Below are 19,145 nucleotides of genomic sequence, written 5' to 3' on the forward strand. Positions count from 1 at the left end.
TGCGCGCCGATGACGTGCCGTTGGACGTGATCGCGGAACTCGGGCGATCCGTGGTCGAGACCGTTGGCGAGAAGCGTTCGACCTGGCGACGCTGGAACCTGACCGCGGAAGCGGCCCGGCAGACGATGAGCTACCGGTTCGCATCCACCTCGGACAGGGAAGCCGTAGTCGGTCTCGTGGTGGATGCCGCCGAGGCCGTGTCTCTGCGTCTGACACCACCGGATCTCGCTTCATCCCCGGCGGTGTTCCAGCGTCCGGATGGCACATCGGTGTTTCGTCCGAAGCACTCCAGCGTGTTCTCCTCCGAACACCTGCTTGCGGCCGAGGACCGACTTCTCGAGCGCGCTCGCACCACGAGCGGTCCGACCGTGCCGCTAGTGACGGTAGAGAAGATCACCGCGAAACCGGACCAGGAAGGACGCCGACTCGGCGGCGATCAAGCCAGTGCGCTCGCCAAGATCGCCATCTCCGGTCGCATCGTTGACGTGCTTGTCGGTCCCGCAGGGGCCGGGAAGACGACGGCCATGTTCGCGCTGCGGCGAGCATGGGAGACCACGCACGGCCCCGGCTCCGTGGTCGGGCTTGCCCCATCGGCGGTCGCGGCGCAGGTCCTCGCCGACGACCTCGATATCGCGACGGAGAACACGTCGAAGTGGTGGCAGAACCACCTCACCACCGGCGAGACCTTCACCACCGGGCAACTCGTGATCGTGGACGAAGCCTCACTCGCAGGAACACTCTCACTGGACCGGCTTACTGCGCTCGCCTCCGACGCCGGAGCAAAAGTGCTGCTCGTTGGTGACTACGCACAACTGCAATCCATCGACGCCGGCGGAGCATTCTCCCTCCTCGTTCATGACCGGGACGACACCCCGGAACTGGTCGACGTACATCGGTTCGTCAACCCGTGGGAGAAGACCGCCTCCCTCGCCCTCCGGCACGGACGCACCGAGGTCATCGATACCTACATTGAGTACGACCGCATCGAAGGCGGCGAAACAGACGAGATGATCGACGCCGCCTACACGGCATGGCGTACAGACATCCTCGCGGGGCGGGCGAGTGTGTTGGTATCGGACTCGAACGAAGCTGTCGCTGACCTGAACGCTCGCGCCCGCAACGCGCTGATCCTCGACGGGACCGTGCATGGCGAACGGGAAGCCGACCTTCGCGACGGTGCCCGCGCCGCCATCGGCGATACGGTCCTCACCCGCCGCAACGACCGGCGCCTACGCGCGGGCCGGTCGTGGGTGCGCAACGGTGACCGCTGGACGGTCACCGACGTGCGGGAAGACGGGTCGGTGACCGTGCGCCGGGCCGGAAAGAAATGGGGGTCAATCGTGCTCCCTACTGAGTACGTGACGGAACACCTCGACCTGGGCTACGCGGTGACCTCGTTCCGGGCACAGGGCATCACCACCGACACCGCACACGTCCTCGTAGATTCGGCGATGACCCACGAGAATCTGTATGTCGCCCTCACCCGCGGCAAAGAGACCAACCGCGCCTACGTCGCGGTCGATAAACCCGACCCCGCCCATGACGGCCCGCATCCCGGCGACAACCTCGACGCCACCGCCCGCAGCGTGCTCTTCGGCGTGCTCCAGCACGTCGGAGCCGAACTCTCCGCCCACGAAACCATCACCGCCGAGCAGGAGGTATGGGGGAACATCGCCCAACTTGCCGCTGAATACGAGACCATCGCCGCCGCCGCCCAGCACGACCGCTGGGTCGCGCTCCTGAACGCATCGGGCCTCACCGAGAACGAAACCGAAACGGCCAGCACATCCGACGCTTTCGGCGCGCTCACCGCTGAACTCCGCCGAGCCGAAGCCAACCACCACGACCTCGACGCGCTGATGCCGCGCTTGGTGCGGGCACGCGGATTCGAGGATGCAGACGACCTCGCCGCGATCCTTCACTCCCGTCTCGCCCGCGCCACCAATAGGCCCGCCGGGTCCGGGCGCACACAAAAGCCCCCAAAACTCATTGCCGGTCTCATTCCGGAAGCCGTCGGCGCGATAAGTACAGACATGCGGCAGGCGCTCACCGAGCGGCAGCGCCTGATCGAGCAACGAGCGGAAGCTTTGGTCGATGCTGCGCTCACGAACGGCGCAGCCTGGGTTACCGCGGCCGGGAGACCTCCGACGGACGACAAACTCGCACAGACGTGGAGACGTTGCCTACGGACGGTCGCTGCGTACCGGGACCGCTACAACGTCACCACGTATCAGCCCCTTCGCAGCACACCCGAAACTAACACGCAGAAGATCGACGCAGCCAGAGCCCAAGCAGCGCTCGACCGCGCCCGAACTCTCGCCAACCAGAAGACGCCCGACAGGATGCCGCACCCGACCCTTGCACGGCGAGGCCCCACGCTCTAACACCAAGGATCAGCGGGAGGGGTGTCGCGCCTACACGGCGACATCATGAGGCGAAGAAAACTCACCAGCAACTGTGCCGAGCACCACTCCGAGGGAATCGTAGAGTCGCCGGGCGCTCTCCACCGACACCACGAGGCTGCGGCGTCCCGTCGACAACACAACCCAGGTCTCCCAAACACCAACCCGGCGGAACACACTCACAACCAGTTCATCGGGGTACGACGGTGCCGGCTGACCGGGGACTGCGTCGCACAGATCATCTGGAGCGACAACCGCGACCACCATCTCATCGTTGAAATGCCTCCGATCCACAGGATGCTCCTGACCTGTGTGATCGCCCTCGCACCACTCCGGGCACGGCTCCGTCAGCCACTCTGGGCGTCCAAGCGTTGTGGGCTGCTCGTTCATGAGTGTTCTCCCTTCCAGCCCGCGCACACTGCACCGAACTGAATACCCATACAGCCGTCCGTACCTGGGCTATCGCCCCGAGCGCGTAGCTCAGAGCGAACGTGGAGGCACCTGCACCCGGCGGTGCTGATTGACACCCGAGCGGCCGACGACCTGAGCTGTCTTTCCACTGGCTGCCTCGATCAGGTCGTCAACGTCTTGTGTGTTCGTCACCAGGCGGGCGATGCCCTCCCGCATGAGGCGGTGAGTTCCCGCGCTCGTGACAGAGGTGATCGGGCCTGGAACCGCGCCGACCTCACGGCCCAGAAGATGAGCCTCGTGGACGACGCCGAGAGCACCGGAACGATACCCTGCCTCGGGCACGATGGTTACCGAAGACAGAGCCGCGAGAAGACGGTTCCTCGCTAAGAACCGCCACCTTGTCGGCGCGGTGCCTGGCGGGAGCTCACTTACGAGCAAACCAACATCACCAACCTGTCGCAGCAGGTTACGGTTGCCCGCAGGATAGGGGCGATCCAGACCGCCCGGCAATACCGCGATCGTGCTTCCACCGGCTGCCATCGCAGCCCGATGCGCAGTAGCATCGATGCCGTAGGAACCGCCGGAGACAATGATGCGTTCCTCTTTGGCGAGGTCGGATGCCAACTCGGTCGTGACATGCACGCCATAGGAAGTTGCCGCTCGCGCGCCGGTAAAGGTCACCCGATCACGAAGCGGCACCGAGAGAAACGAAGTCGCACCGCGCATCCACAGCGCGAGCGGTTCCCGATCCTGTAAACCGTTCAGCCCAGCAGGCCACGATGCATCACCGGGAACTAGGACTTCCAGCCCCAGCTGGTCGGTCTCCCGCATCGCGAGCTTCGCCACAGACGCAAGCAGGCGGGGTGCGACTTGGCGACTCCACAACTCGCCCTCAACCGCATCAAGAATCTCGGGCAGCGTCCCTTCGTCCGCTGCCAACCGCACCGTTTCCACCGCACCGATCGCGGTGACGAGCCTTCCCGTTCGAGTGTCGCCTGGTTCCGTCGTCGCGGCGAGAACGATCCTCGCGGCTCGTTCGTCTTTGGCGAGAGAAGCGATCGTGACCATGCTGTGCTCCATCCATCGAGTTGACAGACAGGTGCGCGGGAGGGATGACGGCAGGCGGTTATCGACGAAATTGATGTTCCTCGCTGAAAAGGTCAGGTGTATGTTGGAAGGACGGCGATTCTTCTCAGGTTCGTTCTCAGACACGATGGCATGGCCGCCCGCATGGCAGTCCTTCAAGGTTCTTCGTCGCCGAACCGAGAAAGGACTATGATTATGCTCCGTCTCCTCTGGAACCTCAGCGTTCACGTTCGGAACGCGCTACACCGGTTCGCGCCCACCAACATCCTCAGCGATGCGATCCGTACTCGCCGGGGCCTGAAATGGGGTATCCCGGTGATGCTCCTTGCAGTGCCCTACCTCTACGCCGCCTACCTCTGCACCGTCGTCATCGACGGAGGCGGGCCCGGCTGGCTCTACCTGCTCGTGCTGCTGTTCATCTGGAACGCCATGAAGATGATCTGGATCGGCCCCGTTAGCCTCGTACTGCTGATTCGTGCCCGGGCCATAGAAGCCGGGCAGAGCCACGCAATCCAGGCAGGCCGCACCCCCTAACGAGGCGGACAGAACGTTGTCGCGTACGTCGTTGAGGATATGTGGTGTTTGACTGTCGTCCGCAGATGACGTGCCCAACAATGGTGCATGTCAATCCCTTTGGCGCGGAAGAGGAGAACTCTCACCTGGTGGCTGTAGATAAATACTTGTAGACTTGACCCTATGGCGCGTTCCCGAGTGAGTGATGCTGATCGCGAGTTCGGTCAGCATCTAGGTGAGTACCTTCGCGATGTTCGGACCAGCGCGAAGCTGTCTGCGCAGCAGGTCGCCGAGGCCAGCTCGCTGAGCATCGACACAGTTCGAAGTATCGAGACGGGACGAATCAAAGCTCCTTCATTCTTCACCGTTGCCCACATCGCTTCCGCTCTGGGCCTCGGGCTCGACCAGATACGCGATGCCATCGAGGTTAGGCAGGCAGGGCGACGAAGTTGACCATATCTAGACCAGATCATGAGAACCGAGTACGGACGTCGAATAGAGGAACGCTCTGCGCTGTATTGCTGAACCCTAGTTTCAACGCTGAGAATTCAGTCAGCTATTCAAACCTTGGAGTGGCAGCAGCTTCACTCGGGTTCGATTCATTTCACATCGTTAATCTCATTCAAGTCCAGAGTCGGAATTCAAAAGAGCTCGCACAGAAGGCGATCGATCAAGAACCATGGCTGGTATCGCGTCCTGAGATTTGCCAATCACTCAACTCCGCCGATGAAGTGGTCTTCGCCTGGGGGGCCTCACGTCTCGCTGGCCAAGCTAATCGACACAAGGACGAACAGGTCGAGTGGACAATTCAGCAGACCGTTCGTGCCGGACATACCGAGGTTCTGCTGATGAACGGGAGCCCGCGTCATCCGTCGCGGTGGAGACAATATGTCGGACCCCAGAAGATGCGCGTGACGGGCGACACTCTTGAAGATCGATTTCGCAAGGTGCTGAACCCACACCCGATTGAAGAAGTGTGTGGTCTAGGCGGAAGCCGCGTGTCAGAGGCCCCAGCAATGATGAGACAAGCGTCAATCAACAATGAAGACACGGATCTACCAGTAAATAAAGGAGGGATGAGTTGACTCTCACACCTCTCGCTGCATCAACACCGTCAGAGTCTCGGGCCGAGCAACTTCGAACAAGACTCAAACAGCGTACCCACGACGACCCGAATTTCTGGGCTTTCAATGAGCTCGGCAGCAGGTCTGGAAACCACGCACTTTTCCAGTATCCCGCGATGATGGTTCCCGAGCTACAGGGTGCATTGCTTGATGACGTTCTCGAAGTGCAGACAGACGCGAAACTCGTCTATGACCCGTTTGCTGGCTCAGGAACGGTGATGCTGGAGAGCCTCTACAGAGGGCTCGACTTTCACGGGAGTGACATCAACCCATTGGCGATACTTCTTTGTCAAGTGAAAGCGGCGCCCCCATCGCAAGATGATGCGCTCGCGGCAGTTCAAATCATCCTTGATCTCGCTAAGACTGATTCGGAAGTTGAGATCCCAGAATTCCCGGGAATCGACAAATGGTTCAAGCCCGAGATTAAGGCGGGGTTAGCTCGCCTACGCGAGGCAATCAAGAAGCAAGCTGATCTTGATACACGCCGATTCCTTTGGATCTGTCTAGCCGAGACCATCAGGCTGGTATCGAACTCCCGAATCTCGACGTTCAAGCTTCACACCTACACAGCAGAAGACATCGCGAAACGAGTAACTGACGCGATCAAAGTCTTCGAGGGTGTTGCGACTCTAAACGCCGCTCGAGTGGCAAAACACTGGACTCGGATAGAGCAGGCTCCTCGCCAAGGCGGCACAGCGCAAGCGCTCCTGCTCCCTGGTGCAGTCTCGAACCCATGGACAGCACCTCGTCAGGCCGACATTTTGATGACGTCGCCCCCTTACGGCGACAACAAGACTACGGTGCCCTACGGGCAGCACAGCTACCTCCCACTGCGGTGGTTGGATGCAAATGACATCCCGGGCGGATTCGATCCTGGCCTTCTGGATTCTACATCACGAATCGACACGATGAGCCTTGGTGGTTCTTTGAAGATGGCAGACGTTGCACGAGAAGGACTTGAACAGGACTCGCCCGCACTCGCTGATTTTCTCCTCAAGATCCAAGATGTTCCGGCTCTGCGGAAAAAGGTTCTTTCCTTTTGTCGGGACTATCAGAACTCTTTAACGTTGGTAAGTGCCAGGCTCAAGCCCGGTGCGTTTTGTTTTTTCACCTTGGGGGAACGCCGAGTCGGCAAGCAGGTATTTCCACTCGTGGAAATCACGAAACAGCTTCTCGAAGCTGAAGGCCATGACGTCGTGACCGTGATTGAGCGAGTCCTTCCCGCAGGCCGAAAGCGTATGGCGTCAAAGAACAGCGAAGGGGCGACTATGGCCACCGAGTGGATTCTTGTGACAGAGGCACGGAAGGACGCGGTTAGTTCATGAGTGAACTTTTGCCGGAGGAGATTGATTTGAAGTATCGCGCTGACCGAATGATGCACTTTGAAGTGCACCCATCCGTGCTCTTCAAACTCGGGGAAGATTTGATCACGGACGATGCCCAAGCGCTCGTCGAGTTAGTGAAAAACGCCTACGATGCCGATGCTCAAACGGTGCGCATTGAGATTGACACTGAGAATTGGTTTGACCGGGTTACAGGAGAGCTCGTCGCGCCCGGGGCTGAGACCCACGACGGTGCCGTCAGAGGTCGGCTTACCGTACGCGATGACGGCCACGGGATGGACTTAGACGCTATTCGAGATGGATGGCTTACGGTATCCAACAGCCGCAAACGTGCCTTCAAATTAGCGGGACATAAAACCAGCGCAGGACGAACTCCCCTCGGGGACAAGGGACTTGGCCGCCTCGGAGTACAGAGATTGGGTGGGATTGTCAGCTTGTCGACTGTTCCAAATGGTCAACCGGGCGGGCAAGTGCGCCACGAAGTGCACATCGACTGGACGAAATTTGCTCACGCGGATAACCTCACCTCTGTCTCGTTGCCGGTTTCCAGCTTGGCGGCGGGAGTGAGTGAACCGGGGACGACAATTACCGTTCTGGGGCTCGCGAACCTGGCGTATTGGGAGGGTAAAGGCGACCTCGACCTGCAAAAACAACTTGCGGCGATTCTCTCACCATATGAAAACGCGGCGGGCCTGCGGGTCTTTATCAAGATCAACCATGCTGAAATCGACACTCGCAGAGAGGCAAAGAGACTACTCGAAGCGGCCCCAACCATTCTGAGCTTCACATACGAAAATGGAGTATTTCGGATAGAAGGGCGAACACAGGTTTCAGCATTGCGCGGACGTTCGTCGGAGGAGCAATCTAATTATCGCAGGATTCTCGCTCCAGACAATGGGTTTGCGTTTGCTGAGTGGCTACTCCGAGAGCGAGCTTCGCGGTCTCGTGCCGTTGGCGCTGAACTCGGTGACGATAAGTACTTCATTAGATTTTCGCGCACGTTAACCTTTAACGAAGCAGTTGAGGTGGGGCATCTAGCAGGGGACCCTGGACCATTCGCTGGCGAGATCAGTTCCTTTAACTACAACCGCACCGAAGATTCTGCTCTTGACAGCTCGAGCGAGCTGCGGGAATTCGCGAGAGCGATTGCGGGTATTCGTGTTTTTCGGGATGGTTTCGGCATCCGACTGGACGATGACTGGCTAGGCTTGTCTCAGCAGCAAACGACCGCATCTTCATATTACGGACTTCGACCTCTGAACTCTGCTGGATATGTCAACATCACTGCGCGAGAAAACGCAGCACTCGAAGAAACTTCGAGCAGGGAAGCATTTCGTGACACTCCTGCTTGGCGCGGTTTCCATGACCTGATGCAGCAGGTCGTCCGTTTTGCTCGCGAGACGCAGGAACTCGTCCGCCGAAACTGGAATACTTACGTTCGGGAGCAGAACACCCCTACGGAAATTGATGAGACAGCGTCTCCTTCGGTGATCAGTAAGCACATTGCTGACCGTGCCTCTCAGGTGAGCCTTGCGAAAGGTCGAAGTGCAGAGGTCAAGAAAGCGCTTGTTGAGCTTGAAGGAACCATAGCGTCGCTTGAAGAGTCGCAGCACGACTCCTCTCAGGCAGTCTGGGCTGACCCAAAGCTGCAAGCGGCAGTCGAAAAGGCAACTTCAGAAATCCGGGATGTGCAATCAAAGCTCACGACAACTCTCGCCAATCTCGACGAAATCATGGCGACTGTTCGAGACCTTGAGGGAGCTGCTGCGCTCTTGCAAGAGAAAGTTGAGGTTGCCGACGAGCGGGTCAGTGATGCGTGGGATTCTGTCGCCCTCGGTCTGAGCGCGGAAGTTCTAGCCCATGAGGTCGATCAAATTTCGGACCGTCTTCGTGGGCGAAGTCATCAGATACTTGACTACTTGCGCAAGCAAAACCCTGTTGATACCCGGACCATGGCGTATGCCGAGCATGTACGTGCTTCGGCTGCCGAACTTGTGCGACAGGTGTCGCGATTGAATCCCGCGCTCCGCTTTCGGCGCGATACCAAGTCGACCCACAGGGTATCTGCCCTCGTTGCTTCTGCGATTGACTACCACGGCCCAAGGCTCGCGCAAAAAAACATCGAAATCACTCTGATGGAGGAGCGAGACTTCGCCATTCGCATCAACGAGGGCAAGTTTATGCAAATGATTGACAACTTGATCAGAAACAGTGAGTACTGGGTCGACCGCGATATCAAGCAGAAGTCGCTTAGCAAAGGGGAAATTGTGATCACCGTCGATCTACCGCGCGTGCGTGTAAGAGACAACGGGCCAGGGGTTCAGCCGGTAATTGAAGATTCTCTATTCGACGCATTCGTCACGATGAAGCCCTCAGCAGAAGGGCGGGGGCTTGGGCTATTCGTGGTCGGACAGCTTCTGGATTCTGAGGGTGCCACACTTGGACTTTCGGATCATCGGAACTTTAATGGAAGGCGGGACACTTTTGAGATCGACCTTCGTGCCTTGTTAGCCGACGCCGAAACTGTGAATGGCGGCCAAAATTGATGATCGAGAAGGTCGGTGAGGCTGATTCTGTCGGCGTCGATTCTTTCGAAGATGCAATCGCCGACGAGACTCAGACAAAGACACGGGATCGAGTATCAAAACTCCTTGGCGCGCTTGGCATTGAGGTTGTGATCGCCGTTGATGACATTCATTATTCCGGGGGTGAGGGAAACTCAGCCGAGATAACCGAATCTATGGCTGGTGCGCCAGACCTGCTTAGTTCGATCGTTGAGCTACTTCGCCTCGATGCCACACATCTTAATTTCGAATCCGTCGATGAAACTGACCCGTCAGCGGTATCTGATTTTATCAATGTCAACTGGACAGGATTTTCGGCACATCTTCGAAACCAGTTACTTGGAGCGGTGCGGACTCTTCAGAGAGATAGGGAAGAGAATGTCGAGGAGAGCGAGATCGCGCACGACGTCAAAGCGCAAGGTGCTCTCCGTGCCGTGTTCGACGGTGTCGTTGAATTTATGCAGATGTCTATGACGGAATGGAATGCTGGATGGCGCGAACTTCTGGCTGACGATCGAAAGTATCTCGTTCTGATCGATCGGACATTTAACCGTGAGCAACATGGCGGTGAAGAAACGGGTGATGAGATACTCGGCGAACTGCTTAGTGCGCAGCTCGATAGCGTCTGGGCCGGGCTCTTCACTAGGCATGCGCGTGATGAAGACGGTGAACGTGACCTTACTAAAGCGCTACGTGAAAAGCACCCTGATCAAGCCAACAGAGTCGCCGCTATCGGTAAATTTCGCACCACGTCAATCGCTTTGCTTCCAGCCGGGCTGCGTGCATTGCTCCTCGTGCGAGAACTCAACGCGTACCGCGAGCTTGCAAAAGGCGCGCTCAGTACCGCAGGCGAATCAGCATCGGAACAATTCGAGCTTTTGAGCGACTACGCGATTGTTGAGGCAATCGCCGCCGCTCAGGAGGAAGGCACGTTCGAGCTGGAGCATCCACTTCGCTTAGCTCAGAGATTATTCGCCCATGCGCTTGCTCGTGAGGTTCGAAGTGATTTGTTCGCTCGCGATAATCTAGAAATTCTCCGCAACGGATCGGTCGGAGCATTTCGGAACGCTGATACCGATCATGCCCAGGTGCGCGAGCTCCGTCGAGCAGACATCTTCGAGCCTGACGGGCACATTAACGAATTAGGCCTCTCCCTTGAAATTGGTGATGTGTTCAAATTCGAGTCCGTCTTCGGAGACGGAGAACCGCGCCACTACGTTCTATTGGGACAAGCTTGCGATCTCTCGGTGCGAGGGAAAGGTACCCGAACCCCTGACTTGCGCACCGTTATCCTTCATCGCGTTATGCCTGAACTTCTCCCTGGTACGGGGGCCACCAAGCACAGTCTGGGTTACTTGGAATCGCACTCCGATCAACGATGGGTCGTCGACCTTCGTGCCGCATACGAGATTGTTGTTTCGATTGATATTTTGGACGCAACGGTCTTTAGTCGGACCGGAGAAAGCATGATTGCGTTGGACTACAGTGAGCAGCGACCAATGGCTCAGAGCTGGCTAGAGCGACAGAAGATTCTTCAGAAGAAGGCCAAGAAGGCAATTAATCAATACCGGGCACTTGAGGCCCAAGTGCAAGACGGTGGACATCGTGACATGATTCTACGGATGCTTGCTGCTGAGCTTGGCTGTGGATCGACAAATTGGAGGACTGGACCGACGGTTCAGATTGACATCGAGAACGATGTGGTCCGATACGGAGTCACTCGAGTCGGTCGGATCCGATCGGATACAGCCAGCCGCGTTGCTGATCTTGCTGCCCGATACCGAAGTCGGCCTGCATTTGAAGCAAATCTGGTTGTAGACGAACCGGCCACGATTTGACACCTCGAAATTGAAACGAAGTTCCTGGAGGCCGCGTTGACCGAACGCGTCAGACGTGAGACTCGTGTTAGAGCCTACGGTCGGTGAGCTCTCGACGGACTGAGAGCTTGAGATGAGATGTCCGTCGGGTGGGTTGGCGCCATTCGGAGGGGACCAAAAGGGGACCAGAATCATGCAACCCATGCACACCATGCCCCGCTACCAGAAGGTCTGAGCCGCAGAACTACGCGGAAAACGAGGCCAAATTGCTTCTTTGGACGCCTGGGGGTCAAGGGGTCGCAGGTTCAAATCCTGTCAGCCCGACCATGGTGCTCTTATTAGAAACAAGAGCAAGAGAAAATGATTGAGAATACGGGACTTCCCCGCCAGAAATGGCGGGGTTTTCTTGTTTGGCGACATCGTGGCCCGATGCCGATATGGCGGATGCGATTCGGGCTGAGCTGTAGATTTCTTTGAACGGTGGAGCGAGTACTGCTCGCACCTGATGCTCGTCGAACTGATCCATATAGACCTCAATCTTTTCGAAGAATATCTGGTTGAAGAGCCGTCGAATCTGCTCCGGTGCACTCCGATAGGCTTCCGCGCTTTGCTCGGCAAGTTCGAGCGCCATGTCGATAAGTCGCTGCGTTTCTTCGACGTCGGTTTTCAGGTTGTCGAGATGCCGCGTGACCGTGTTGAGTTCGGTGTCGAGCCTTTTTTGTTCTTCCCGAAGCATGTCGATCGGGATCGCGTCGTTGTAGTGAGCCTCGAGCAGTTTGCGTTGTTTACGCTCAATGTCGAGTTTCTGCGAAGACAGCGATTCGCGTTGCTCGTCGACGTCTTTGGTCATGTTCTTGAGTTCATCGTGGAGCGCTTCGCGGAGGTTCTGGCTATGCGTAGGTTTGAGTGCAAGCTGGTCATACAGTCGCTGGATGAGGTCTTCGGCGTGCTGCATGTTGATCGATCGCAGGTCGCAGTTATTGCGCTTCGAATGCCGCCCAAGGCAGGAGTAGTACGGGTACTCTTCCCCGCTTCGCGATTTGCTGATCTGTACGATCATACGGAACCCACACTGCCCACAAAAGAGCGTTGACTTGAGGTAGTGAGGGTGGTCGCGGTTTCGTTCGCCGTTGATTTTCGCTTTGAGAATCTGCTGCACACTCTCGAAGAGTTGAGGCGTGACAAGCGGTGTGTGATTCCCGGGAAACTGTGCACCCTTGTATAGTACGACTCCGAGGTAGTAGGGGTTTGTCAGTATCTGATGCACCTGTCGCGTTTCGACTGGGCGCTCGGGAAAGCGGTTCGTTTGCGCTGTCGTGAGACCCCGTTTGATCAGCTCCGTCGTGAGTGATCTCACACTGTATTCACCTGTCGCGTATTGCTCGAACGCCCAAGTGACGAGGGGTGCGCGCTTGGGGTCAACCTCAACCGTTCGCACTTCACGGCCTTCATTAATCAGGGTGACGTTGAGGTACCCCATCGGCGCTCTACCAACACTCCCGCCAGATCGAACTTTCTCGCCCATGCCTTTTTTCACTTCGTTGGAGAGATTCTTCGAGTAGAACTCGGCGATACTACTCATGATGCCGTGGAGGAGCATCCCGCCAGGTGTTTGGTCAATATTTTCGCTGGTGGAGACGAGCCGGATCCCCTGCTCGTCAAAGCGTGCGTTGAGGCTCACATCGTCGGCTCGGTTGCGCGCGAGTCGGTCGAGCTTGTGCACGATGACCATGTCGATCGCATTGCGTTCGTCTTCAAGGTATCGGAGCATCTCCTGAAGCGCTGGCCGGTTCGTGGAGGTGCCGGAGACGCCGCGCTCAACGAATTCCTTGACGATCATCGCACCCATCGAGGTGGCCTTTTTCTTGTTGGCGTCGCGCTGCGCCGGGATCGAGAACCCTTCTTCCCTGCCGCCGCGTTCGGCTTGCTCACGGGTACTCACGCGGACGTAGGAGACGGCGCGTTTGGGCGTAAACGCCTCAGTAAGTGCCGAGAAAGGATCGGCTGCTTGCGTGGGTATTCGGGCTTGGGTGTGTGTTGGCATAGTCATGTCTCCATTAACGCTCTGTTGCGAGGAAGAGTCCAGTCCTAAATCGTTGGAATCATGCGAGTTTTCCACTGTTTCGGGAGTGTCTTCGGGGGTGGCGTTGTCGTTATTTGAGGAAGACATGAACGACCCCATTTGCATCGTAGAATTCGAAGTTTTCGGTGGCGCGGTGGTAGAGCGCGATGTAGTCCCAATGGAGGGCCTCGTCGGGGATGCCGAGCCGGTTCATGGTGTGGGCGATGCTAGGTTCCCAGTCGAGGGTATCGAGGTAGCTGTCGAGGAAAGCTTTGCGGTCGGGGAAATCTCCCCAGTACGCGGCATGGAAGGCGTCTTCAATATCTATCGTTGATTCCTTGTTCCAGCAGTAGCTGCGAAACACGGTGAAAGCGCTGTCGAAGTCGCTCTCGAGGCGACCGGGCGCACGTTCGGTAGCTTCAGCCGCGTGTTTTGCCGATTGCGTGAGCGGCGGGGTGGCGGTCGGCTGTTCTGGTGGCGTGTTTGGTGGTGTTGGGTCGCGTTCATTCATGATGGTGTCCTTTCGTTGAGAGTGGCGATCTGCGGGGCGGTTATCTGTAGAAGACATGCACTCGCCCTCCCCACTCAACGAAGTCGTGCCCTTCCTCTGCCTGCTCCTGGAGCACCTTGTAATTCGGTGTCAGGACGTCAAAGTAGAGACCTTTTTCGTTGACGAAGTCGATGACTTCCCGCTCACGTTCGTCGATCTCGCACACTGAGTCGATCGCGGCTTCTATGTCTCGGTACGTCGCGACGAAGGCATCGTGGAAGCCCTCCATGATGTCGCCGCTCATGGCGTTCACGTTTGCCAGCGATAGGTAGGCCTGCAGTGCTGGGTCTTCGCTGACGCGAAGGTTGACGAGTTCTGCTTCGAGTCCGTGAATCGTGCGTGAGTCGTAATCACCGGTCACGTGTACCGTGCCTGACCATTCGCCAGCGGTGACGGAAGTCGGTACGAGGAGTTTGTCGAGGGTGAGCGGATAGGGTTCGTGGTAATCGGTGGACGCGGCCCGAGGATAGATGCGGCGAATATGGCAGGTGCCGAACCAATCGATGAGTTCACGGGCGCTAGCCGGGGCGTCTGGGTGGTGGTAGAGCGGGAGGTATTCTTCTCGGAGGGTTTTGTAGTCGCCGTAACCGGTAGCGGCGTAGTAGGCAAGTTCGGTGTCTTTGCTGAGGCTGCGGCTGAGCAGGTGGGCGATGCATTTCGCAGTCTGAGCATTGATGACGTCCCGGTGTTCGAGTGCTTCGGCGATGCCCTCCGCGATGGTGTCAAGGTGCCGATCTCGGGCAACTTCGAAGCGCCGCCAGTCAGGTGTGACGCGCTGAAGCACGGGGCGCACTGGGTGTTCAGTCGCAAGCGCTTCTGGCGTTGTGAGCGCGGCCTCGTTGTCTTGTTTTTGTGGTGATGTGGGTCGTGGGATGTGTTCGTTCATACTGGTGTCCTTTCGTAGTATTCGTTGATGCAGCGAAGTGCATCCCTGGTGCTGGTATTCCCCCTTCCTTGTCTGTGAAGAGCGGGTGCCGCTGAGTATCAGCGGGGTGTTGTGGGTGGGGTGAGCCGCCGCGTGGCTCGTGGCGACTCACCCCTTTGGGTGGTGCTAGCGGGTGCTAGCGTTCGTTCTCTGGAATGAGAACGTGCCGGTCGAACACGTAGCACCCGTCGTAGGTGCTGATGAACGTGTAGCGATCTGCGATTGCTCCCTGGAGTTCCGCCTCGTCCCAGGTGAGAAGCCCCAGATCTCCGAGTTCACGATTCGCGGTTTCGCGTGCGCGCTCCCAGCCAAGTTCGGCCAGCAGCGCTTCGCGGGCGTAGTGTTCGTTCCGGTAGTCGGCAAGAACGAAGGCTCGTTGAAACAGTTCAACGATGTCCTCAACGTTTCTTGCCGTGGCTTGCGGTACGAGCAAAAACGCGGTGAATGCCTTACCGTGCTTCTTGAGGCCGGTGTCGAGTACGTTGTGCCACTCGTCGTGTTCTGCGATCTTCTCCAAGAGCTGCGCTGCGATACTGGTGGCATCGTCGACTCTCATTTGGATCAGTTCGTTGATCTCGTTGGTATTGTTCATGGTGCTTCCCTCCTCTCAGGGTTTGATGGTTGATCTCCGGGGCGACAGCCGTGAAGGGCTGCCGAGCACCGGTCTATGGAAACTGGTCAATTGGTGGTTGGTGGGCCGTCACGAATCAGGGCGGTGAGTTCAGACGGAGTGATCACGGCGAAGAGTTCACGCGGGAGCTTCGGCTCGCTTGCAATCGCGCTGAGGAGTTGTCGTTTGCGGGGCGCGTGTGGCACGATCCACACCACGAACGGATAGACCCCGTCAGTGTGCTGTTGCTCGGTGCCGCTGCGCCGGTACTGCTCGTACTGCCAGCATTTGCGAATCACTCGGGCGGGGTTTTCTGTCGCCCGATCAATCTCGAAGAAGTACCGATCCACGTAGTCGTTGCTCGTCACGGTGACGGCAAGATCAGGCTTCAACGTGAGGGTGGTGCCTGCGGCTGCAAGGTAGCGCCGCCAGCACTCAGGTTCACCACTCACCTCTATCTCTAGCCCTCCCTGCCTGGCTTCGTGGAGCGCAGCGCGGGTCTCAGTAACCGCGAGCTGGTGCTCCAGAAACGTGGTCGAGTGATGGTGCGGGCGACGCCTCCGCCCAGGAGCCGCCAGCCCGACATGCCGGAGCCCTGTGGTGGTGAGCGTCCAGATAGTGACCTGTGATCCGCCCTGCCAGCCACCGACGCGACGCTCCAAACTGGTGATCACATACTGGCGGTGCAACTGCTGCAAGTGCCGAAGCGTCTGCCTGGTCGCTGAACGTGTGCTCGAGTATTCGTGCCGCGTGAACCGCACCAACTGCTTCGTCGTGGCGAAGCGATGTTCCTGAATCAGGGCCAACAAGGTGTCGTGGATCGGGTGCGCCTGTGCACCATAGGTCGGGAGTTCGGAGGGTGGTTCGGGGGAGTATCGTCTGGTCATGCTGGTGCTCCGGTCTGAACAAAGAGCCGCTGGCTGGGTGCAGTGGTGCTGGTGGTGGCTGGCCTCGCTTGTCGGGCTTGGTGGTGACCCCTGTAATAGGGGTCAGTCACCGCCACTACTGCCCGCACTTCGCCCTGATTCCGCCAAGTTCGGGCAACGTTGAGGCGAGCGAAACGTCTCCCGAAACGTCTCGCACCAAGCCCCTGGTTTCTGCTCATATTCATCGCTTGCTCCTCCCAATGCCGCCCGAACCATCTCCGGGCTGGTCTGGGGTGTGATCCTGTATGAGCGAGAGAATGTGCGCTTCGGTTTCTTCAGCACTCACCCCGTAGCGCTCGTGGGAAGTGGCGTAGACGGCGGCGGGATCGGCGCAGGGCTGGCTGGGTGGTCGGGTGCGGATCGCGAACCATCCCGTGCTTTCGCCTCGCTGGAGAATGTTCACGTAGGCGTGGAATTGCGGCAGCTGCATGAAGTCCTGCGCCTGCAGAGGTGGTGCGTACTTTGCTGCTTGGCTCGCGTCTTTTCCATTCATGCCGAAGTAGATTTTGTTCCTCGCATTCACATCAATCGCCTCACGCATAGCCGGATCAAGCTGACCGAAATACTGGTGCGCCATCGTGAAGGCACCTCCGAGCGACCGTGCTTGAGCGAGGGCGTCGCTGAGGTCACCGGGGATCCCGGCGAGGAAGTCGTGCACCTCGTCGATGAAGATCTCGACAATCCTGCGACGGTCTTTTGACACAGATTGCTGCGCGAGAAGCCTCGACCATAACTGCCCCAGCATGAGCGTGCCGACGAACTTGGCGGCTTCTTTTCCGAGGAGTCCCCGGTTGAGATTCACCACCACAATGCGTCGCTTTGTGAACACGTCTTCAAGATCAAACGCCGGGCTACTCTGCCCCAACATGGCTCGCAGCCCCGGGCGCAAGATCACCTGCCGCAGCTTGTTGAGTACCGGCGCGATCTCCACCGCCTGCGCTTCTGGTTTCTTCGCGTCGTACTGCTGCCAGAACGCTTCCGTACCAAGCGGGTCATGCTGCCCTGCCAGGACGCGTCTTCGAAACTGCGGGTTCGTGAGCAGCGGCTGCAGCCACAACAGATTCGCGTCGGGTATACGGGCGAGGCTCAGAAAGGCTGCGGAGAGGACGTCAGCCGTGCGGATTCCCCAGTGCTCCTTGAATACTGACTCGAAGATCGCAAGCAAGGTGTCACTGGTAACGTGCGCCAGCCGCGCCGAGCCTTTGAGCGGGTTGAAACCGACCGGGGTGGAACTGGTTGGGTCGATTACCACGACGTCGGCCTGGCGGGAGGCTGGGATGCGGGCGAGGACGTCGGTTGCGAGATCCCCTTTCGGATCAAACACAACAATGCCCCGCCCGGCACGAACAGCGTCTTCGATGAGGCCAAGCATCACCGTAGACTTGGCACTCCCCGTCGGTCCAGTTAGGACCGCGTGGCTGGCGTCACGGATCGGGATCGCCACCGGGTCACTCATCCCGGGAGCCGCGCACACCCCGATGCGCCGGGTGTCGGCCACGAGTTCACGTTTCGGGGCGAGTAGGCGCGGGTGGAGCGACCCAATGAGTGGCAGTGGTGGGTCGCCTGCTGGCCATGCGGTGAAGGGGGCGAGTTCGTGAGAGCGCAGCGCGAGTGGCCAACGCCACGGCAGCCGCACCTCATGAAACTTCACCGGACTATCTGGTACGAGGTGCAGGTGGGCTTCGCTGGTCTCGACTGCCCGCATCGCACCGAACGCCTGCCGGATCAGAAACCCGGTTCGCGCCCGGGTGCCGGTCGCCCCGACGCGTATCAGGCAGAGGAACCCGTGCCGTTCACGCTGCCCAGCGCTTGGTCGGGTGGCGGTGGCGGGGAGTGTGCGGCCTCCGATGAGTTGTTCGAGCCAGGCGCGGTGCCGGGGCGGATACCAAGCACTCGCCGGAAGCCGCCGCCCGAGCAGGAGCTGGACGCTCAGCCGTTCCCCATCACCGAGTTGCGTGGCGGTGCCATAGAGTGCTCGCACCGCCGCCGACACCCGATCTGGCGCACTGCTCAGGCGGTGGCCGCCTCGAACCCTGATCTGGCACGCCTCCTCCATCGCGGTTCGTACTCGTCGAGGCTTCGTGACGCGCACCGGCAGATGCGAACAGAGCACCTCCTTCACCGCCGCAATCCGCCCGGGCCTGCTGCCGATGAGCCAGCGCGCACCGGAATGGTCGACGCGGAACTCCAGCACGAGTGTCCCCAGCTCCGGCGCGGTCGCGCACCGCTCGAGCAAGTTCATGAGCTGCTCGGGTGTGAGGGTGTCGTGCCAGCTCAGTTCTCGCCATTCGATCTCCGCGCCTCGCCGCAGGGTTACCCGACGCACCTTGTCAGCGACGGCTTGTGGCCTGGCTGGTTTAGTTGGTTTCGTCATGATCCTCACCTCCCTCATGTTCGTTGCCTTGTTTGCGTCTTTTGTGACGGGTTTGCTTCGTTTCGTCAAGATGGATCGCCAGCAGAATGAGGGCTTTCGCGTACGCGGCCTGGTCGAAGTCTGCCTTCCACACCGGGGTGATGCGGTGCCCGTGGTAGCTGCTGCCTTTGGGTCTGCCCCGACCGCGTTTCGGAGTGTTCGCGCTCATCGTCGCCTCCGTTTTCTGGTTACTACCAGCCGTCGCGGGACTGGTTCCACCACCGCCACGCCATCACTACGGCGGTGATGATGGCAGCGATCACAAGGAGCCACCAGATCTCCCGCAGCAACGCCAATGTCAGATGCAGCAGCACGACGGCGGCGAACAGGTAGAAACTCCCTCTCAGTAATCTCGTCGTCCATGGCGGCGGACTTCCATCGCTTGACATGCTTGACACC

17 protein-coding genes are annotated in these 19,145 nt (G+C 58.8%); 7 read left to right on the plus strand and 10 right to left on the minus strand.

The genetic code is table 11. The features are described 5' to 3' along the window. Positions 1 to 2,384: ATP-dependent DNA helicase (locus FB466_RS00005; protein WP_141914818.1), on the plus strand; the 2,384-nt coding region annotated here is incomplete at its 5' end. A 30-nt stretch (positions 2,385 to 2,414) separates the two neighbouring features. On the opposite strand, the gene FB466_RS00010 is transcribed toward FB466_RS00005, so the two are convergent. Further along, positions 2,415 to 2,792, minus strand: coding sequence for a DUF6907 domain-containing protein (locus FB466_RS00010; protein WP_141914820.1), 378 nt, complete (start codon positions 2,790 to 2,792; stop codon positions 2,415 to 2,417). Positions 2,793 to 2,882: 90 nt separating this feature from the next. Next, positions 2,883 to 3,893 (minus strand): DNA-processing protein DprA, encoded by a 1,011-nt coding sequence (gene dprA / locus FB466_RS00015; protein ID WP_246054467.1) that lies wholly within the window; start codon positions 3,891 to 3,893, stop codon positions 2,883 to 2,885. A 201-nt stretch (positions 3,894 to 4,094) separates the two neighbouring features. Between dprA and FB466_RS00020 the strand changes: the two genes are divergently transcribed. The 6 genes from FB466_RS00020 (at position 4,095) to FB466_RS00045 (ending at position 11,281) form a co-directional block, all read left to right on the plus strand. Then, complete coding sequence (locus FB466_RS00020; protein ID WP_141914822.1) at positions 4,095 to 4,433, plus strand: sulfate permease; 339 nt, start codon at positions 4,095 to 4,097, stop codon at positions 4,431 to 4,433. Positions 4,434 to 4,595: 162 nt separating this feature from the next. After that, positions 4,596 to 4,865 carry a helix-turn-helix domain-containing protein gene (locus tag FB466_RS00025; protein WP_141914824.1) on the plus strand — a complete coding sequence of 90 codons (270 nt, stop codon included), beginning with the start codon at positions 4,596 to 4,598 and terminating at the stop codon, positions 4,863 to 4,865. Beyond that, on the plus strand, positions 4,862 to 5,497 hold the full coding sequence (locus FB466_RS00030) for a DUF1643 domain-containing protein (protein WP_141914826.1): 636 nt from the start codon (positions 4,862 to 4,864) through the stop codon (positions 5,495 to 5,497). The genes FB466_RS00025 and FB466_RS00030 overlap by 4 nt, the downstream gene beginning before the upstream one ends. Beyond that, a complete protein-coding gene (locus tag FB466_RS00035; RefSeq protein ID WP_141914828.1) occupies positions 5,494 to 6,861 on the plus strand; it encodes a TRM11 family methyltransferase in 1,368 nt (455 codons plus the stop codon). Before FB466_RS00030 ends, FB466_RS00035 begins: the two co-directional genes overlap by 4 nt. After that, positions 6,858 to 9,425: a sensor histidine kinase gene (locus FB466_RS00040; RefSeq protein WP_141914829.1), complete on the plus strand. Its 2,568-nt coding sequence runs from the start codon at positions 6,858 to 6,860 to the stop codon at positions 9,423 to 9,425. The genes FB466_RS00035 and FB466_RS00040 overlap by 4 nt, the downstream gene beginning before the upstream one ends. Then, positions 9,425 to 11,281, plus strand: coding sequence for a hypothetical protein (locus FB466_RS00045; protein WP_141914831.1), 1,857 nt, complete (start codon positions 9,425 to 9,427; stop codon positions 11,279 to 11,281). The genes FB466_RS00040 and FB466_RS00045 overlap by 1 nt, the downstream gene beginning before the upstream one ends. 268 nt (positions 11,282 to 11,549) lie before the next feature. Here FB466_RS00045 and FB466_RS00050 read toward each other — a convergent pair whose 3' ends face one another. The 8 genes from FB466_RS00050 to FB466_RS00085 all read right to left on the minus strand — a co-directional run bounded on the left by FB466_RS00050 (position 11,550) and on the right by FB466_RS00085 (position 19,135). Then, positions 11,550 to 13,430 carry a recombinase family protein gene (locus FB466_RS00050; RefSeq protein WP_170205955.1) on the minus strand — a complete coding sequence of 627 codons (1,881 nt, stop codon included), beginning with the start codon at positions 13,428 to 13,430 and terminating at the stop codon, positions 11,550 to 11,552. Then, positions 13,414 to 13,833: a hypothetical protein gene (locus FB466_RS00055; protein ID WP_141914834.1), complete on the minus strand. Its 420-nt coding sequence runs from the start codon at positions 13,831 to 13,833 to the stop codon at positions 13,414 to 13,416. Before FB466_RS00055 ends, FB466_RS00050 begins: the two co-directional genes overlap by 17 nt. A gap of 40 nt (positions 13,834 to 13,873) precedes the next feature. Continuing rightward, a complete protein-coding gene (locus FB466_RS00060; protein WP_141914836.1) occupies positions 13,874 to 14,758 on the minus strand; it encodes a hypothetical protein in 885 nt (294 codons plus the stop codon). A gap of 175 nt (positions 14,759 to 14,933) precedes the next feature. Beyond that, entirely contained in the window at positions 14,934 to 15,389 is a 456-nt protein-coding gene (locus tag FB466_RS00065) for a hypothetical protein (protein WP_141914838.1), read from the minus strand. Positions 15,390 to 15,475: 86 nt separating this feature from the next. Then, on the minus strand, positions 15,476 to 16,294 hold the full coding sequence (locus FB466_RS00070; RefSeq protein WP_141914839.1) for a replication-relaxation family protein: 819 nt from the start codon (positions 16,292 to 16,294) through the stop codon (positions 15,476 to 15,478). A 220-nt stretch (positions 16,295 to 16,514) separates the two neighbouring features. After that, on the minus strand, positions 16,515 to 18,707 hold the full coding sequence (locus FB466_RS00075) for a type IV secretory system conjugative DNA transfer family protein (protein ID WP_170205956.1): 2,193 nt from the start codon (positions 18,705 to 18,707) through the stop codon (positions 16,515 to 16,517). Next, complete coding sequence (locus tag FB466_RS00080) at positions 18,691 to 18,915, minus strand: hypothetical protein (protein ID WP_141914842.1); 225 nt, start codon at positions 18,913 to 18,915, stop codon at positions 18,691 to 18,693. The genes FB466_RS00075 and FB466_RS00080 overlap by 17 nt, the downstream gene beginning before the upstream one ends. Positions 18,916 to 18,937: 22 nt before the next feature. Beyond that, the gene (locus FB466_RS00085; RefSeq protein WP_141914844.1) at positions 18,938 to 19,135 is read right to left on the minus strand and encodes a hypothetical protein; all 198 of its coding nucleotides are present in this window, start codon (positions 19,133 to 19,135) and stop codon (positions 18,938 to 18,940) included. Positions 19,136 to 19,145: the final 10 nt, after the last annotated feature.

It is taken from the genome of Klugiella xanthotipulae (assembly GCF_006716695.1).
GTDB lineage: Bacteria > Actinomycetota > Actinomycetes > Actinomycetales > Microbacteriaceae > Klugiella > Klugiella xanthotipulae.

Bases quoted from the DNA above. Each gene is read 5' to 3' on its own strand.
- FB466_RS00020 (WP_141914822.1), top strand. From the start codon at position 4,095: ATGCTCCGTCTCCTCTGGAACCTCAGCGTTCACGTTCGGAACGCGCTA.
- FB466_RS00050 (WP_170205955.1), bottom strand. From the start codon at position 13,430: ATGTCTTCCTCAAATAACGACAACGCCACCCCCGAAGACACTCCCGAA.
- FB466_RS00070 (WP_141914839.1), bottom strand. From the start codon at position 16,294: ATGACCAGACGATACTCCCCCGAACCACCCTCCGAACTCCCGACCTAT.
- FB466_RS00040 (WP_141914829.1), top strand. From the start codon at position 6,858: ATGAGTGAACTTTTGCCGGAGGAGATTGATTTGAAGTATCGCGCTGAC.
- FB466_RS00075 (WP_170205956.1), bottom strand. From the start codon at position 18,707: ATGACGAAACCAACTAAACCAGCCAGGCCACAAGCCGTCGCTGACAAG.
- FB466_RS00025 (WP_141914824.1), top strand. From the start codon at position 4,596: ATGGCGCGTTCCCGAGTGAGTGATGCTGATCGCGAGTTCGGTCAGCAT.
- FB466_RS00085 (WP_141914844.1), bottom strand. From the start codon at position 19,135: ATGTCAAGCGATGGAAGTCCGCCGCCATGGACGACGAGATTACTGAGA.
- FB466_RS00065 (WP_141914838.1), bottom strand. From the start codon at position 15,389: ATGAACAATACCAACGAGATCAACGAACTGATCCAAATGAGAGTCGAC.
- FB466_RS00045 (WP_141914831.1), top strand. From the start codon at position 9,425: ATGATCGAGAAGGTCGGTGAGGCTGATTCTGTCGGCGTCGATTCTTTC.
- FB466_RS00080 (WP_141914842.1), bottom strand. From the start codon at position 18,915: ATGAGCGCGAACACTCCGAAACGCGGTCGGGGCAGACCCAAAGGCAGC.
- FB466_RS00010 (WP_141914820.1), bottom strand. From the start codon at position 2,792: ATGAACGAGCAGCCCACAACGCTTGGACGCCCAGAGTGGCTGACGGAG.
- FB466_RS00055 (WP_141914834.1), bottom strand. From the start codon at position 13,833: ATGAATGAACGCGACCCAACACCACCAAACACGCCACCAGAACAGCCG.
- FB466_RS00060 (WP_141914836.1), bottom strand. From the start codon at position 14,758: ATGAACGAACACATCCCACGACCCACATCACCACAAAAACAAGACAAC.
- dprA (WP_246054467.1), bottom strand. From the start codon at position 3,893: ATGGAGCACAGCATGGTCACGATCGCTTCTCTCGCCAAAGACGAACGA.